The organism is Lysobacter sp. GQ73, assembly GCF_059758755.1.
In genome coordinates, this window is record NZ_JCAXEE010000002.1 from 583,829 (window position 1) to 599,264 (window position 15,436).

The window sequence follows — 15,436 nt, forward strand, 5'->3', positions numbered from 1 at the left end:
CCGCTAATGATACCGCCGGATCAACTCATCCACATCCATCGGCGGCCCGTAGAGGTATCCCTGCCCCTGCTGGCAACCAAGCGCCTCCACCAGTTCGGACTCGACCTGGGTTTCCACGCCCTCGGCTACCACGACTTGCCCGAGCCGCAATCCCAATTCGACCGCCGACTGGAGCAATACGTAGGCTTGCGCGCTGGCCGGTGCGGCGGCGATGAACATCCGATCGATCTTCAGCTCATTGCTCGGCAACTTCATCAGAAACTGCATCGCCGCTGCGCCCATGCCGTAATCGTCGATGGCAATCCTGAACCCCCGCAACCTGAATCGGATCAGCGACTCCATGACTTTGGCCGGCTCGTGCATCAGGTGGGTTTCGGTCACCTCCACCGTATAGCGATCGAAACGGTCGTTCGAGGCGGCGGTGAGGTCTACCATCCGATTGACGAGCTCCGGATTGTTCAAGCTTCTCATCGATATATTGAACGAAATCCCGACGTCCAGTTTTCGCTTCGACATCGCCCTGCGTGCAGCAATGGCCTTCGCGAGCACGGCCAAGGTCAACTCATCTATCAAGCCGACCGCCTCTGCACCATCGACGACTTCGCTGGCGGGTATGTAGCCGAACTCGGGATCATGCCACCTCAGCAGAGCCTCGGCCCCGGCAAGCGTCCTATCGGGCAGGTACACCTTAGGCTGGAACGCCAGTTGCACAGCGTCCCCGCGCAGCGCCTGCGCGATCCGGGCGGAATCGAATGGCGGCCGCGAGGACTTCTGCGCATCCGGCGCGGCTTCGTACCGATACCGATACAGGGCGCTCAGCAGCGCCTTCTGCTCGATGGGCTTTCGCAACGTGCCGAGCAACGTCAGCCCTCGGGCCTCGGCGAGCTGCCCTGTAGAATCGATCACTCTCGGATCTTCCCCGCTGATCAGGATCACCGATGGGCGAACGACAAGTTCCGCCATCCGGGTCAACAACCAAACCCCATCCCTCCCAGGCATGTTCAAATCGCAGACCAGGACATCGATCTTGCGCCGGGTGGCGATCGCCAGCGCCTCTTCGCCTGCGTAGGCGATCGAAAGGGAAGCCTCTCCCGCGTCACACAGCATGGCGGCAATGATCTCGGCCATGGTCGGGTCGTCGTCGACGATAAGGATCTCGAGGCAGCTTGTGCGGGGCGGCGCCACCATGACTGCTTAGCTCCCTTCAAAAGCGGCGGACAAGCTCGAGAACCAGACTATCAGGACTTTGCTTGTTCTCGTCCCAGCGCCGCAAACGGTCTTCTGCACCTTGGTAGGTCCTCCTTAGTCGCCCGCGACGATCCAAGGAAAGCAGCTCCCGATCCTGGCCAAGTAGGCGCTCGTCGACCGGGATGCGCGGCACCCGGCACAGGTAGCGTCTAACCTGCCACGTGAGCGAACGTGAGTGAACAATGTGTGATACTGGTGACAATTGGCCGGTCAAACCGTCTCCAATCCGCTCCTTGGGCTCAAGCCGAGCATGGATCAGAACCCTATTAAAGTACTGATTGCGGATGATCACCCCATCATCGTCTTCGCACTGACTGAGATGCTAGAGGCAAAGCTGGGTAGCGACAATGTCGTCGTGGGTTCGGTTTCCGACGGCGACGGCCTTCTCCGAATCCTGGAATCGGCCCCGCTGGATTGCCTGGTTCTGGACCTGTATATGCCCGGCAGATTCAAGAGTATTGCCTTGCTCAAGGAGGCGCTCTCCAGGCAGCCTCAGTTGAGAATCATTATCTACACGGGATTAGAACTGCCTTGCCTGGCCCTGTCGGCGCTGGAATTCGGCGCCCTAGGCTTCGTTTCCAAATCCAGCGGCCCGCGAATCGTTATCGACGCCATTTCCGCAGTGATGCTCGGCAATAGCTTCGTCGATCCAGCGATAGATGTGGTGTCCGCGAAGAATCACCCTTGGTATCAACTCACATCGGGCGAGCAGGCAGTCGTGCTTGCTCTTGCACGTGGCGAGAATCTGCAGGCAATTGCAATCGATAGTTCGCGTAGCTACAAGACCGTGACCACTCACAAGTACAACGCCATGCGCAAGCTGGGGCTGAGGTCGAACGAAGAGATCGGCCGATACCTGGAACGCAATGGATTGACCTACCTAGTCGGGTGACCCACTCGACGCCGCTTGCGCCAGTGTCGATTCCGGCGACGCGGGCGGCGGCATGAAGCCGTCGGCGAACGGCGCGCTGCGCGAAGACCTGCCTGGCCGTACACCATGGTCGACTAGGGCACCTTCCGTTTGATACGCGAGCGTCGACGTAGCTGTTGGTGCAACTGCTTCTCCAACATCAGCCTGAACGCAACGGCCCAGACGCTATCCGAGGCAAGATCGCGATCGATCGCAGTCCATATTCCGGCATCGAGCCAACGCATGTAGCGCACGTAGGTCGCTCGCCATTGGCCGTAGGCGCTTGGCAGCTCGCTCCAAAATGCATAGTTGCACGCCACCCAGACGACCGCCTCGACAAAGCGCCGGTACTCTTCTTCACTGCACCTCACCCTGGCAGCCATCCTTGGCGGCAACGCAAAAATCATCTTCTGCCAATCCAGGTCGCTGACCCTCTCTGCGTATTGCTTCGCGGTGACTTCAATGTTCATCTCAGCGGCATCTCCTAGTAGGTCAAGTCAGAGCTACCAAGGCGCAGCGGACTTCGATTGCCGTCGGCACATTGAACTCAAGATAGAACGGATTTCGTCGCAAGACGCATCCTCCATCGCAGTCGCTGACTCGCGGACCTTCCGTCGTTCCTACGCCCTTGCCCTCGCCGAACTCCACTCGAGCGCTCGCTGAAAGCAGTAGTTGTGAATGCAGGCACCCCAACGCCGCGATCGAAGCAACGACGTTTCTGTGGTGACTACGCTTCCGGGCCTGAGCCCATCCCCTTCAAGCACTACCTGTGGAATCCGAACAAAGTGATGGTCATCACAATATAGGGCATCGTACAAAGCCCACCAAAGCATGCCTATAGGGAAATGTCTTAGCCCAATTGCCGTGATCCGCTACGACTGCAGTCCGGACCCGGCTCTCGCCGCGGAGTCCCATCAGTGCCGAGGGAAGCACCTCGGGACTGAAGTCCACATGCTTCGCAGGGATCACTCAACTTGCACTTCGGCCATTCCCGACTCAAAGCAGGGGAGTGTCACTATGCCGCGGCAGTGCGAGCAACATCTCGTGCTTCGTCGTTCTTCCGCTTAAGGCAAAGAGCAAGTCGATGCCAGCCAGGGGATCGAAGCTAGTCATGTCTTGGATCAACCTTTCCGGCTTGGGCAGGGACGGCACGATGGCGGGGGGTGGTTGACGATGCATCGGGTGGGACACTTGGTGCCGGCACCAGGTCGATTAGCGCCGTCGTGAGCTCGGTCTCGTCGATCGAGCGATCCCCATCGTAGCTGCCCGAAGTACCGCGCAGGCGATAGCTCTGCTAGGGGATGCCGCCGGCACGGGATATGTCGGACCTGGCGAAATCGAGCAGTACAGACTGGTTGCCAAAGATGACTTAGCGCTGGCGTTAAGGGCTGCTGTGAGCGAGACAACATTGCCCGAGTTAATTTCGCTCGTGAAGGATCGCTCAAACGGTGAAAGCCGAGTGCTTTTACTCAAAGTTCTTAGAGAGTGCCTCGAGAAAGATTCCGAGATTCCCCAACTGCTAGCGGAACTGGCTGATAATCCTGATCTTAGGAAGGAAATTGCATCTTGGAAGTAGGTTTCAGCGGGTAGCCAGAAGAGGCCCCGACAACGGGGCCTTTCTCTTTGCACAATCTCTGCCGCAAGCGCGGCGGGCCGATTTGTTGGCAACAAGGGCTTATCCTGTTACAGACAGCTCGCTGATGCCGATATATGCTACTCAGCAAAGAACAAGACTCATCCAGAGATAGCCAGCCGGCCACGCCGCCCCCGGCTGCGAAGCCAGGACATCGCCATTCGCTTTCACATCGACGCGAGCAGGAATACTCGAATCGCTCACGGCCGTATAGATCTGCTGCGCGGGCGGGCGAAAGTCTATAGGAAGTACAAAGATGACGGTTCCGCCGGCTCCAGCTTTCACAAGTCCCCGGAGTTGCACCCTGCCCCGTCGCGTCGGTAGCCGACCACGGCAAGAACGTCCCCACAGTTGCTCAGATGCAACACCCTGTAGGAACCCCATGACCTCCAGCAAGAACACGCTAAATCCTTTCTTGGACCAGCTGAATACCGCCATTCGAGATGTATATGAGTACGCCGGGATGGAGGTGACGCACCCAGTCCAGCGCGAGGCTGAAAGTGCGGAGTATGGAGCCTTCCGCTTTGGCCTTGATGGTTATGTCATAGCCTTCCGCGTTGCCAAGACAACACCAACCAAGATTGGTCAGTTCGTGACAATCTGGAAACGACCGACGCCAGACAGTGAAATTGCGCCGCTCGATATCACTGACGACGTGCAGTTTGTTGTAGTCAGTGTGTCAGACGCTGACTACCGGGGGCAATTTATCTTCAATCAGAAGCTCCTGATTGCAAAAGGCATCATGTCGCGCAACGGCAAAGGCGGAAAGAGAGCCATTCGCGTATATCCACCGTGGAGTAGTCCAACTGCAAAAGACGCAGTACGAACACAGCAATGGCAGACCCAGCACTTTCTTCCCCTTGCGGCGGATGGGACAGCTGAATCACCGCAACAGGTGCGAAAACTCTTTCAAGCCTGATGTACTCATTAAATATGTTCTCAATTCGTTCTCAAAAGTCGGACAGAGCAGGTCGCTGACCAACCCGGCCGCGTAGACGCCGCCGACGCGAAGATTATGAGGAATCAGGCGCTCGGCTTCGTACGCGAGCTGGTCAACGCGGTCTTGCTCATCGGTGCCCGCCAGCAAGGCGGCCAAATCACGGGTATCCACCTGCTGCTGAGCAGTTGCCATCTGAATGACCCTATTCGGAATAAGCGTGAGCGGGGGATACCAGAGGCATTGGTGCGGCCTTGACCGCGATCTCGACTGTGCGGGGGCGATCTAGCTCACGAGGATGTAGTTTCGGAAGAAGAACGCTTCCCTTCCGGTTTTTTGGATGCTAATCGCGCGCACTTTCGCCGTAACTTCGTCCTGGATTAGTTTTTGTTGAATGCCGCTGCGCAAAGCAGACAGCCCCATTGCGCGCATCTTCATCGGCGCCTTCAGGCGGCTTAATCAGCCGAAAACGCGGACCTAGCCCGAAGTACAGATCGAAACCGAAATGATGGGAAAATGTCTTCCGCCACTCACGGGTAGATCAATCGTCGACCAATCCAATCGTCCCCTGATCCTCTAGTTGCAGGGCTGTGCGACTGAAAATTCCTAATTGCTCATATAGTTCATCTCTATCTAGATCGAAGGCTATCTCCTCTCCGGCAGCCAAGGGAAAGACCTCCCAAATAAAGAATTCAAAGAGTTCCAATGCGATATAAAATAGTGGGGCCCGGGCAGGCGCCATCAACAGCGCTGAGTGCAGTGATCGTCTTATATCAAATGCTCAAGCCGCGTTTCCTGCTTCATGCGCTTCCCGAAGAAGTACTACAAGTGCCGCGATTCCGTCGAGGTTAGCTTCACCCTCCAGCAGCTGTAAGGGTCGAAGCTTAGAGGATCGCCGCTGATAGCGGCCGCGCCGAAGACTATTGTAAAGTACGGCTTCCTGAGCGCTCAGGCGCAAGCACCTGAGTAGCTCGTCACCCTCTCGCCAATCGGGTGGGTCATGATCAATCTGCCCGAGGCGGTCGGCAACATCCAATAACCTTCCCGTGATGTTTGCCTCCCATGTTGCCGGACAACAGGTCCGGCAACATGCAGATTCTTCATTCGGCGGCGCACGCATGAGTGCACATGCGCCTCATTAGTCGCATCTATTTCAATTCCAGAGGTCATAACGACGTACGACATGACCTCTGATGTAGATCGCTACTCGCCTTTGGCCTGGCGAAGACACGTCAAGATGCGCCGGGCCAGGTGCTATTTAGGTAGCAACCTTGGCTCACTCTGGACTCCAATCGCCGAGATTGTGTTCGGGTCCAGGCCCATCTCGTGCAGCGCGAGTGCTCGGCCTATCGCCGAAGGTTCTTGCTTAGCTCGTTGCTTCGGCTATCAAGACTTTCCGCGAACAATCGAGCCGCCTTAGCTTCGTCGTCGTAGCGGGCGATAGCTCCGGCAAGCCTAGCGCGCTTGTCCACCAGCCATTTCGACGAGGAAGGGATCTTGGTCCGCATCGAAGCAGCCCAGTGCTCTGTGCCTCCTTCTTCATTGGGCAAGAGCGCCCTGTTGGCGTGAGTGACGAGATCGCAGTAGTCGCGGGCAACGCCAGTTCGCAGAGTCATAGGCACAAAAAGAAGCACGCCCGGCTGGGGGACCGGGCGTGCAGGGCGGTGGGCAAAGGGGGGGGCCAATCCGCCGCCGCAGATTCTGGCGGTTTACCTACGTAGAGGATGAGACCGTCAACCCAGGTCTTGACGACGCTCGCGGCATTGATACGAATCGTCGACAAGATCACCTACATCTTTCGGCACATATCTCTTCGAGAAGTCGATCGCATTCATATGTGAAAGTGCAACCGGCGTGTGCCGCGCAGGCTTTCTGAAGAAGCAGCCACTTTCCACTCAGACCACCAGTGCTTGAGGAGGAAGAAATGTGGGGCAATCGGTGCGTCTATCGCGGGCATTGCCAAGTAGCTCGGTAGCAGCTTCGAACGTCATTGAGCCAAGCGCATGCACCCGGTGGGTAGCCTGCCCAGCCTCCTACGGAGATAGAAGGGCTGTCTGTACGCGGCGAATACTCTTCCGGTATCAGACGCAATAGATCGACCAAAGTTCGGAGAAGCGAAACTCAGACTGCTTCACGGGAGAGGCGGCTTGCGCCTCCCCCAGGACACCAGCCACCTCCGCGACTGAAACGCCTAAACAGGTACAAACGTTTCGCCAGGACCCTTATTTACCATGGGCCGGCTTGACCTTCACCACGCTCAACGGATGCCCTGACGATCGGTCGACGCATTCGCACGGATGGTCAAAAGGATCAATTTTCGCCACACCACTAAGCACATAGCATTGGCGATCTTGTCCGGCTTAGATCGCCCCCCCCCCCCCCCGCGGCCCGACCTCACCGATCATCGTGGTCGCTTGCATACAGATGCGAACTATTCGAGGCTCGTCGGCATCCTACTTACCACAATGCCAAAGTTTGTGAAGCAATAGCCGAGTTAGCCTAACTTAGCTGGCACTTCTACTATCCGCTGCTCGGACAATTTCAGATCATCTGTCTCTTTAATCGTTCTTCGCGCATGCCAAAGGCTACGTCTAAACTGGTCCTGCTGGTGTTGAGCTCGAAGCCGACCTAACAACTCGCCGTCGTCACTAGCTCCTAGAGCGCTCTCAACCTTGGGCCAAATACCCGCATTGCACCACCGAACAAAGCGAATATGGATCGCTCGCCACGAACCATATTCATGGGGAAGCTCACTCCAAAACGCTTGGTTAGCCGCCACCCACAATACCGCCTCGACAAAGGATCTGTAATGGTGTTGCCGATCGTGCCTCGCCCTAGTCCCTGTATTTCCGGGGAGCGCTGACACAATAGCATTCCACTGCTCATCATTTAGATGGGCCTTCCAATCAAGCGAGGAAGAATCATACTTAATCATACGAACTTAACCTCGGAGTATAGCCGCTTCGGCTTCGGCCTGAGCGAGCATGACCAGATCAAATTGATAACTTTTTGCCGCCTGTAATACATGCAAATAATTGACTTGTCAAAGCCTTGCGCGGGCAGCCTCGCGAGCAGCGGGACCTATTGTTAGGTAGCGTGATTTATGATGAGAAAGGGATAGCTTTAGGCGGACCTGAAGAACATCACGCGCTTTGTAGCTGTCCATATGAATCGCCCAGGTTCTCGTAGACATCTCGCAGCCATAGACTATGGCTTCAGCGAAGGTTGCTATGAGCGCGAAGCGTTACACCGATGAATTCAAGATCGAAGCGGTCCGGCAGATCGTGGAGTACGGTCGGCCGGTGGCCGAAGTGACCGAGCGACTGGGGTGTCGGTGCACACCCTGTACAACTGGCGGCGACAGCAAGGAAGGAGCGACTTGGTTCGCCGTGTCGAAAGTAACTAGAACGCGGAAGTGCGTCGCCTGAAAGCGGAGCTGCGCCGGGTCACTGATGAACGATACATCCTAAAGGAGCCGCCGCATACTTTGCCAAGGGATAGAGGTGAAGTACGCCTTCATGAAGCAGCACACCGACGAGTTCGAACTGGCGGCAATGTGCCGCGTGTTCCACGTGCACCGCAGCCGCTACTACGCATGGCTTCGCGAAGCCGATCTGTGTTCGCGCGCGCGACGATCAACGCCCGCTTGGCTTGATCAAGCGCAGCTGGCTGGAGAACGGCTCGATCTACGGTCATCGCAAGATCACCAAGGACCTGCGCGAGCTGGGTGAACGTGTAGCAAACACCGCGTTGCACGCCTGATGAAGTAAGAGGGGCTGCGCGCCATAGAGGGCTACGGACGATGGCGCCGCAAACCCGAGCCCGGCCTGCTCCTGCACTCGGATCAAGGCAGCCAGTTCACCAGCGAAGACTGGCAAAGCTTCCTGAAGGCCCACGGCATCGTGCGGAGCATGCGCCGGCGTGGAAACTGTCACGACAATGCGGCGACGGAAAGCTTCTCCACTTGCTCAAGCGCGAGCGGATCAAGCAACGGATCTAGAGCACCCACGCCGATGCGCAGGGCGATGTGTTCGACTACATCGAGCTGTTCTACAACCCTAAGCGACGGCACAGTTCCAACGACGGCCTGCCCCCGATAGAGCTTGAAAAGCGGTACGCACTAAACGGCTGACGACTGTCTACAAGAACCTGGGCGATTCATTCATCGCTTAACCCAAGGCCGGCCTTCCCAGCTCCGCTCAGACCTAATGCGGGGAGGAGGCTACATTAACATTTGAGATTCTAATAGTTACTTTCGCAATCCACACAGGGCATGGCTATGGATTGCGACTCCCGGGAATCACACGTTATGTCCCAGACCTACCCCTGGCCTCCGGACGCTTTGGCCCCTTGATCGACGCGGCGCCTCGTCCCCACGTTGACCCTGAGCCCCTGGCGCACTGCGCGCCCGCCCCGCCCCCCCACCCTCTAGACGCCGCCATTGGTCGGGGATTTGAATCCCACTAGGCGCGCCAATTCCCCCACTTCGAAAGGTCTCTGCCGACTTCATCGGCAACGGAAAACCCCTTATTTCCGAGGGTTTCCGCCAGAGGCATTCGACCAAGGTCCTCGCGACACCGGCCTGCCTACGGTCGAATTCGGTCTCTCCTCGCCCTTTTTTCTCTGCCCGTTGGTTTTTTAGTCCAATGGTCGATTCTGCGTTTCCTTTGTTTTCAATGGCTTAGCGCTGGTCCAAATAGAGCGGTTTTATGGCGTAGATGACCTACAGAATGGGCATCAAATCCGATGCGCCCGGCAGGTTAAGTCGGTTGCATCAAGAGGCTCCGCGCCCTCAGTGTCGCCGCGTATCGACACGTGCCAGCCGCGCTCACTAGCCGCGGATGACCCCATGGCCTGCCCAGAGCGGCCAATGGCGAGACGGCAATCAGGCCCGCCCCTCCGACGGCATCAGGGCTGGTCAAGCACAAGTCGAGGGCAAGAGTCATCGGAATCCAGTCCCGGGAAGAAGGGAGATCAACGCGATCGCAAAGATGATCTTGCTCATAAGGTTTCCCATGACCTCAAATGCCGTTGACTAGACCGATTTGCCTCGGCTGCCAGCCTTTTCTGGAATGCATTGCCAGAACGAGCGGGGAAACCCGGATTCCATCTGGGACTGTTCCCACCAATCTGGATTGACCGATTCGATCAACCGCCGTTGCCAACGATGAGGCCAACGCCGGATCTCGGCCGCGCGCGTGCGCGCTTCCGCGGACGTCTCCATTCGTTCGTACCACACCAAGCAAAAGGCAGCTAAGTCGCGATCGCCGGACGTCGCGACTCGTTTTCGATGCGTTTCACGAACCTCCCGCATCACTTCATCGAGAAGACCGCCGATGCCGACCACATAAGGACCTGCGCGCTGATCCGCGAGCAAGTAGACCATGTACGGTCCCGTGATTCCGCGTTGCATTCGACTTCTCCAAGCGATCTTATCCGCCAGTCCCCGTTTTCCTCGTCGGCAAGGGAGCGCCACTGGCAGGATCGGTACGAGGTTCCTCGCCCTTTCCGGCTCTGGACAACGCCACCTGGGTTGCTTGGGTGGCTGCCTTGTAGTTCAAATAGTTGGTCAAGGTGTAGCCAGCCCGAAAAGTGTAAACCTCGGTGCTGCCATCCTTGGATACGATTTTGCCTAGACGGCTCCAGCCTTTGGCCGGTTTTCTTGGGTCAAAAGTCCATATATCTCCGTACCCATCGACCTGCTGATTGATTTTATTGGTTTCAATCCAGCTGGTTAACTCCTTGCTGCCGTCTAGCGGATATATCGCAATATTGGCGCTTAGTGATCGTGCGCGTGGCATTTTGGATGTATCGATGCCGGGACCGATCTGATCCCAAATGATGGGAGGGGGCTCATCACTGTAATCGATGGCGCTGAGAGTCCAATGTGAACCCCCGTCCATGCTTGGGGATATGATCATACGCGTTGGAACCAAAGCTCCGTCTCCGGCCCAGACAAAGCTGACAAACTTCTGCTGCTTGTCAGGCAGAATTTCTCGGCTGGTCATTCCGCGCGGCGGGTGATCTGCCATGTCACCGAACTCTCCCAGGACGCCAGTAATCTCGCGAGGGAGGATGTACATATAGCAGCGCGAGTACTCGTTCCGGAAGAAAGCATAATTTCCGTCAAACGTGCGCCAGCTGTCACCTATTTCCCGAATGCCAACCAGCCTGGCTTCATCTCCTTTCAGGCGTGTGCCTGCGTTATCCAACGCTTTGGCAAATTCGCCTGGCTTCGATCGAAGCACAAGACAATGATCATGAAAAAGCTTGATGGCATGTTTGGCGTCAGAGTCGTTGCTAGGTGAGGCCGCTTGCACTGGCACACAGCAAGCAGTCAGAAAAAATAGGGCGGCAAGGCGAGTGCGCTTCGTTTTCATCGTTGACATTTTCCTTTGTCGAGCCGGCTCTCATTTCGTTGCAGATGCGATGTCATACGCGGTCAGGCAGGGACTGCTTTCCGAGCCAGATATGCGCGTCACCAACTGCGCCAACTGATTCCATCCTTCACTGTGAACTCACGCTCTGACAACTGGGCGATTAACTGGAGAACACAGTAGCTCCTCCGATTATCGTGAAGGGCCACGGCTCGGGTCATCCGGATTGCGTTGCGATGCCTCCTGCGCCAGTTGCTGCTCGCGGCGCTGGTTGACCGCCTGCGTCTCGCGCAGGGTGTCCTGCATCGCGGGCGGCGGCTCGGAAAGCGATACGCCGGAATGAAAGCCCGGGGTGTTTGCCTCCACCCAAAGCTTGCCGTTGGCGGCGGCTACCAGCTTGATACTGCCTGCGTCATGAATCTCGTTTCGCTTCGCCGCGAGCATCGCCGCCGCCACGGTTTCATCCGAGACGTGGCCGGGCGCGCCCGCGCGAATCTTCGCGAACATCGCTTGGTCCGCAGGAGACATGCGCGCCAGATCCTGAGCGTCCATTGCCGGTGCTGGCGTCGCCTTGTCGGCGGCCTGCGCATGGGGCTGTTCGCTGTCTTTCGAATGATCTACGTCGGGAGCGGCAGAAGGTTCGACTCGATGGTTCGTTTCGGTCGGTTGCACCTCGAGTAGCGGCGATGTCAGCGATGCTGCGATGGTTTCGGCAGTTCGCTCGCCGTTGACCACGGCCGCCAATTCAGCAGTTCGAGTGGACTTTTCGGCGGCCGGGCTCTCAACTGCGGCGTTCTCAGCCTTCCGCGATTCGATCTTGGCATGCTGGGCAACTGCGAGCACCTGCACAGTTTCGGGATCGACGCTTCCCGTTTCCGGCAGACCATGGTCGCGTTGTAGCTGACGCACGCCTAGCTCGGTGGCGGCGTCGAAGTGACCGTTGCGCTGCAACGGTGCATCGGGCGATCCGCCATAGCCAACCCGCTGCAAGCGGAATTGCAGCATCTCCACGTCCTGTCCCTGATCACCGCGGCGCAAGGTTCCATCATCCGGCGCGGGCTCGGCTTCGGCCGCCACAGGCGCGACTTGAGGGGCGGGCTGGGCAGGCGTGGGCGTTGGCGCGTCAGGCGCGCGCTGTGGCGCGGGCGTTTGCTGTTCCGGCGGCTTCACAACGACTACGTCGGGCCTCGTCGGTTCGGCTGGCGCCACGGCGACAGTCGCAGGCTCGGCCTGCTTCGGTGCTGAGGGTAAACTGGGCTCGGCAAATGTTCGAATGTTCTCCGCTTCACGAACGGGCTGGGGCGTCGCAGCAGCGAGCGGAGCGACAGTAGCTGTTTGTTGCACACCGTCTAGAGTTCCCAGCGGCTCGCGCCCAGGCTCTGTACGGTCTTGCTCCGATGGATTTTCCTGCCGCTTCTCAACGACAGGTTCAACGACCGCAACCGCAGCCTTGGCCCGCGTGGGTGAAGGCGTGTCTACCTCGCGCGCAGCCTCGGGCTTAGGCGCCGATTGCAGTTGAGCGGCGTCGACCGTGGTCGTGACGATGTCGGGAACACCATCGGTTGCATCGGCGACGGCCTGGCGAGCAGTGGCCTGCACATCATCTCGTTGTAGGCCCAAGTGGTTCGCCTCGCGCACGACTTGCTCCAATGCTTCGCGTTGCTGCGGTGACAGATTCGCAATTCGTAGTTCTGGCGCTTCCGGCGCTGTCGGCGGTGGCGAACGCAAGTCAAGCATGGCCATTTGTACTTCCAACGAACTGGTCACGACCTGTGGCCTATTCGCGCCATCCGCATCACGGCCGATGTGTAAAATCGGACTGTTGATATCAAATTCTTTCTTCGCATTGAGTCCCAGGTGAAGCGAAGTCGTCAGTGGGTTGACGCCTTGCTCCTGCTGGGTGCGCCTGACTGCTTCCAGCGCGGCCTCCAATTCCTCAGGATTTGGCTTAACTCCGTGGAATAGATAGGTCGCCATCAGGTCCTTTCGCTCGATGTCCTCCAAGGTGGGCGGCTGCCGAGGCGGAATTGCGGCGACTTGTTCTTGATGCTGCGCCAACTGCGGTTGCAACGCCGCGCGCGTGCTGTCCAGTTCATAACGAAGGTTGCCGGCGGCAACGACGGACTCGCCATTACGCTGCCACTGCCCTTCCGCAGTGCGCTGATACAACTTGCCATCCGACGCGGTTAACGAATCGTCCTGAAGCGCGGATTGGATGGAGGGCGGGACCCCGCCGAATCGTTCCCAGCCCTCGCTTCGATGCACCATCTCATAGCGAGCAGCCATGGGGGCAGGCCCGTTGGCGATGTTCTCGCGGATGACTTGCAGAGAGGCGCGATCGAGCTCGGCTGCACGTTCGGGGTTTGCCGTATCGACTCGAACCATCGGCACGCCGGGCTGCTCAAACCCAAGGACCACCCTGCGATCCCAGGTGCCGGTCTGCGGGTTACGCTCCCAATCGGCGCGGCGTTGACTCGGCGGATCATCGTCTGTTGCCGCCTGCGCGTACGGATTCCGCGGTGGCTGCAACTTCCCAATGGCCAGTTCGGTTGCGGAACTGCTGGCCCTGTAATTCAGTTCGTTTGCTTTCTCCGGATCAGCCGAAAAGTCTTGCTTCACGACCTTGTTCTGGCCGTCGTCGATCATGTCGCCCAGGTCTTTCCGCACCCATTGGAGCCCGTTGGACTCCCAGTGAACGCCCTGTCGATCGGTCTGTTTAAGGGTCTTGTAGCTGTCCAACACGGTAGCGACGTGCTCGCCCACATGGCTGCCCGCCACGGCCGCGCCACCAATGACGATGAAACCGACGACGCCGGGGCCAGTTGCCGCCGCAGTGGCGACGAGGCCGGCAGAAGCACCACCTATCCAGCCGCCAGCCCCCCGGGCGGCAAAGTGCGTCAGCTCGGATTGAGCGGCTAGCGGATTGTCTTGCGAAAGTAGCGTGCTGGTCCGGTCGGCGCTGGCTTTCGCGTCCACCACGCTCGCGGCAATGCCGGCGACGCCGGCCGCCGCCATGACCTTGGCACCCGGGCTCAATTGCACCGGTGGCCGGTACGGCTCAACTTCGACTTTGCCGACATGCTTGAACCACTGCTCCAACGCTTCTTCGGCAGGAACGGCAGTCATCTGCTGAGGAACAGAGCGGACCACAGGAGTAGCGCGCTGCACAACGTCTGCAACTGTCGCTGCCATCGGCTCCGGCCGATGCCGAGCCAGTGCAACAGCCGTGTCTGTTGACACATGACTGCCGTCGTCTGGCATGAGCTTAGTTACTTCGCCTTTTGGCGTATGTCGCTCTGCGGCAGAAATGAACTGTATGTACTTAAAGACACCGCCTTCTTCCGAGCGATGGATGACGTTCAAGCGAGGGTCGTAGGTCTCCGGCAATCGCCGCAAGAGTGGCTCACTGAACAGAGCGTTGTGATAGTCCGTCATCAGGTTATGACTGCGCGTGCCTAGACCATTTCGCAGGTAACTGCCCCCAATGTCCGAGTGCGCGCCGGCCACGCTGACGCTCAGGAAGCGTCCATCCTCCGACAGCCCAGCCGGAATGATGCGGTCAACAGGAAAAGTTCCACGCTTCTCGTCAGCGGCATTGATCTGGAAGCCAGAGACAACTGATGGCGGCAAACGCCGATCCAGCTTCTGCATCGCTCCGGTAGGCACCGGATCGTAAAGGCCGACTGATAGCGGCGTGTCTCCAGGAGCTTGGTGGAAATGCGGGTAGGTTTTCGTAACGTTCCCGTGTTCGTCTTGAACAAACTCAGGCCGGCTATAGTTCGGAATGCCGCGCTCGTGAATCATCCGCGCCAGAAGCGGAACTTGACTTGCACCTCGACTGAATCCTTCGGCATGGATTGCGATCTTCGCGTCCGGATCACGTTCATAAATTTCTTGCGCGCGATCTACCAAATCCCGGTAAGTGCGCTCAGCAATTGATTCGCTAGTATGGCCGGTCGCCGCGTCTAGCGTTTCGGCCAGGACGTTTTTCTGCGTGCCGGGACCGGCTCTGTACACAACATCGACATTGACGCCGGATTGCTTGAGGCCGTAGACCTGGGTTTCAAACCTTGCAACGTTAGTTGCGTGCAACGGGTCCTTCGCGGCATCGTTGCCTGTGCCGTCCATCAGACCAATCAAGAGGTACGAGTGCCGATCCTGGGTGTCGAGCAACGCAGGCACCTTGAACTTGTAGAGTTCGTCGGCGGCACGGTCGTAGCTTGTTAGGTGCTCCGGTGTTGCGACATAGTGCGAAACATCGGCCTTCGGTAGTCCGTCCTCGGCAAGATGAACTACCTTCTTCTTGTCTTTTGTGTCTTCCATGTCGTTGA

10 protein-coding genes and 1 pseudogene are annotated in these 15,436 nt (G+C 58.1%); 3 read left to right on the forward strand and 8 right to left on the reverse strand.

The genetic code is table 11. From position 1 onward, the window contains the following. Positions 1-3: 3 nt before the first annotated feature. Positions 4-1,188, reverse strand: a complete 1,185-nt coding sequence (locus AC6CH2_RS07275) for an EAL domain-containing response regulator (RefSeq protein WP_498268640.1) — start codon at positions 1,186-1,188, stop codon at positions 4-6. A gap of 310 nt (positions 1,189-1,498) precedes the next feature. Here AC6CH2_RS07275 and AC6CH2_RS07280 point away from each other — a divergent pair, with 310 nt between their 5' ends. Then, positions 1,499-2,140, forward strand: a complete 642-nt coding sequence (locus AC6CH2_RS07280; RefSeq protein ID WP_487577342.1) for a response regulator — start codon at positions 1,499-1,501, stop codon at positions 2,138-2,140. 113 nt (positions 2,141-2,253) lie between these two features. On the opposite strand, the gene AC6CH2_RS07285 is transcribed toward AC6CH2_RS07280, so the two are convergent. Further along, a complete protein-coding gene (locus AC6CH2_RS07285; RefSeq protein ID WP_498268641.1) occupies positions 2,254-2,628 on the reverse strand; it encodes a transposase in 375 nt (124 codons plus the stop codon). Between the two features lie 1,545 nt (positions 2,629-4,173). Here AC6CH2_RS07285 and AC6CH2_RS07290 point away from each other — a divergent pair. Further along, a complete protein-coding gene (locus AC6CH2_RS07290) occupies positions 4,174-4,710 on the forward strand; it encodes a MepB family protein (protein ID WP_498268642.1) in 537 nt (178 codons plus the stop codon). Here AC6CH2_RS07290 and AC6CH2_RS07295 read toward each other — a convergent pair. From AC6CH2_RS07295 to AC6CH2_RS07305, 3 genes are all read right to left on the reverse strand, one after another. Then, positions 4,675-4,923 (reverse strand): hypothetical protein, encoded by a 249-nt coding sequence (locus AC6CH2_RS07295; RefSeq protein WP_498268643.1) that lies wholly within the window; start codon positions 4,921-4,923, stop codon positions 4,675-4,677. The genes AC6CH2_RS07290 and AC6CH2_RS07295 overlap by 36 nt on opposite strands. Positions 4,924-5,013: 90 nt before the next feature. Next, positions 5,014-5,166 (reverse strand): hypothetical protein, encoded by a 153-nt coding sequence (locus tag AC6CH2_RS07300; RefSeq protein WP_498268644.1) that lies wholly within the window; start codon positions 5,164-5,166, stop codon positions 5,014-5,016. Between the two features lie 2,056 nt (positions 5,167-7,222). Then, the gene (locus AC6CH2_RS07305) at positions 7,223-7,663 is read right to left on the reverse strand and encodes a transposase (protein WP_498268645.1); all 441 of its coding nucleotides are present in this window, start codon (positions 7,661-7,663) and stop codon (positions 7,223-7,225) included. 295 nt (positions 7,664-7,958) lie between these two features. Between AC6CH2_RS07305 and AC6CH2_RS07310 the strand changes: the two are divergent. Next, positions 7,959-8,860: pseudogene (locus AC6CH2_RS07310) on the forward strand (IS3 family transposase). A 903-nt stretch (positions 8,861-9,763) separates the two neighbouring features. Here AC6CH2_RS07310 and AC6CH2_RS07315 read toward each other — a convergent pair. The 3 genes from AC6CH2_RS07315 to AC6CH2_RS07325 all read right to left on the reverse strand — a co-directional run bounded on the left by AC6CH2_RS07315 (position 9,764) and on the right by AC6CH2_RS07325 (position 15,428). Further along, positions 9,764-10,114, reverse strand: coding sequence for a GIY-YIG nuclease family protein (locus AC6CH2_RS07315; RefSeq protein WP_498268646.1), 351 nt, complete (start codon positions 10,112-10,114; stop codon positions 9,764-9,766). A gap of 46 nt (positions 10,115-10,160) precedes the next feature. After that, positions 10,161-11,108, reverse strand: a complete 948-nt coding sequence (locus AC6CH2_RS07320; RefSeq protein ID WP_498268647.1) for a hypothetical protein — start codon at positions 11,106-11,108, stop codon at positions 10,161-10,163. A 189-nt stretch (positions 11,109-11,297) separates the two neighbouring features. Then, complete coding sequence (locus AC6CH2_RS07325) at positions 11,298-15,428, reverse strand: phospholipase effector Tle1 domain-containing protein (protein ID WP_498268648.1); 4,131 nt, start codon at positions 15,426-15,428, stop codon at positions 11,298-11,300. Positions 15,429-15,436 lie beyond the last annotated feature (8 nt).

Bases quoted from the DNA above. Each gene is read 5' to 3' on its own strand.
- AC6CH2_RS07300 (WP_498268644.1), bottom strand. From the start codon at position 5,166: ATGAAGATGCGCGCAATGGGGCTGTCTGCTTTGCGCAGCGGCATTCAA.
- AC6CH2_RS07315 (WP_498268646.1), bottom strand. From the start codon at position 10,114: ATGGTCTACTTGCTCGCGGATCAGCGCGCAGGTCCTTATGTGGTCGGC.
- AC6CH2_RS07285 (WP_498268641.1), bottom strand. From the start codon at position 2,628: ATGAACATTGAAGTCACCGCGAAGCAATACGCAGAGAGGGTCAGCGAC.
- AC6CH2_RS07290 (WP_498268642.1), top strand. From the start codon at position 4,174: ATGACCTCCAGCAAGAACACGCTAAATCCTTTCTTGGACCAGCTGAAT.
- AC6CH2_RS07295 (WP_498268643.1), bottom strand. From the start codon at position 4,923: ATGGCAACTGCTCAGCAGCAGGTGGATACCCGTGATTTGGCCGCCTTG.
- AC6CH2_RS07280 (WP_487577342.1), top strand. From the start codon at position 1,499: ATGGATCAGAACCCTATTAAAGTACTGATTGCGGATGATCACCCCATC.
- AC6CH2_RS07275 (WP_498268640.1), bottom strand. From the start codon at position 1,188: ATGGTGGCGCCGCCCCGCACAAGCTGCCTCGAGATCCTTATCGTCGAC.
- AC6CH2_RS07320 (WP_498268647.1), bottom strand. From the start codon at position 11,108: ATGAAAACGAAGCGCACTCGCCTTGCCGCCCTATTTTTTCTGACTGCT.
- AC6CH2_RS07325 (WP_498268648.1), bottom strand. From the start codon at position 15,428: ATGGAAGACACAAAAGACAAGAAGAAGGTAGTTCATCTTGCCGAGGAC.
- AC6CH2_RS07305 (WP_498268645.1), bottom strand. From the start codon at position 7,663: ATGATTAAGTATGATTCTTCCTCGCTTGATTGGAAGGCCCATCTAAAT.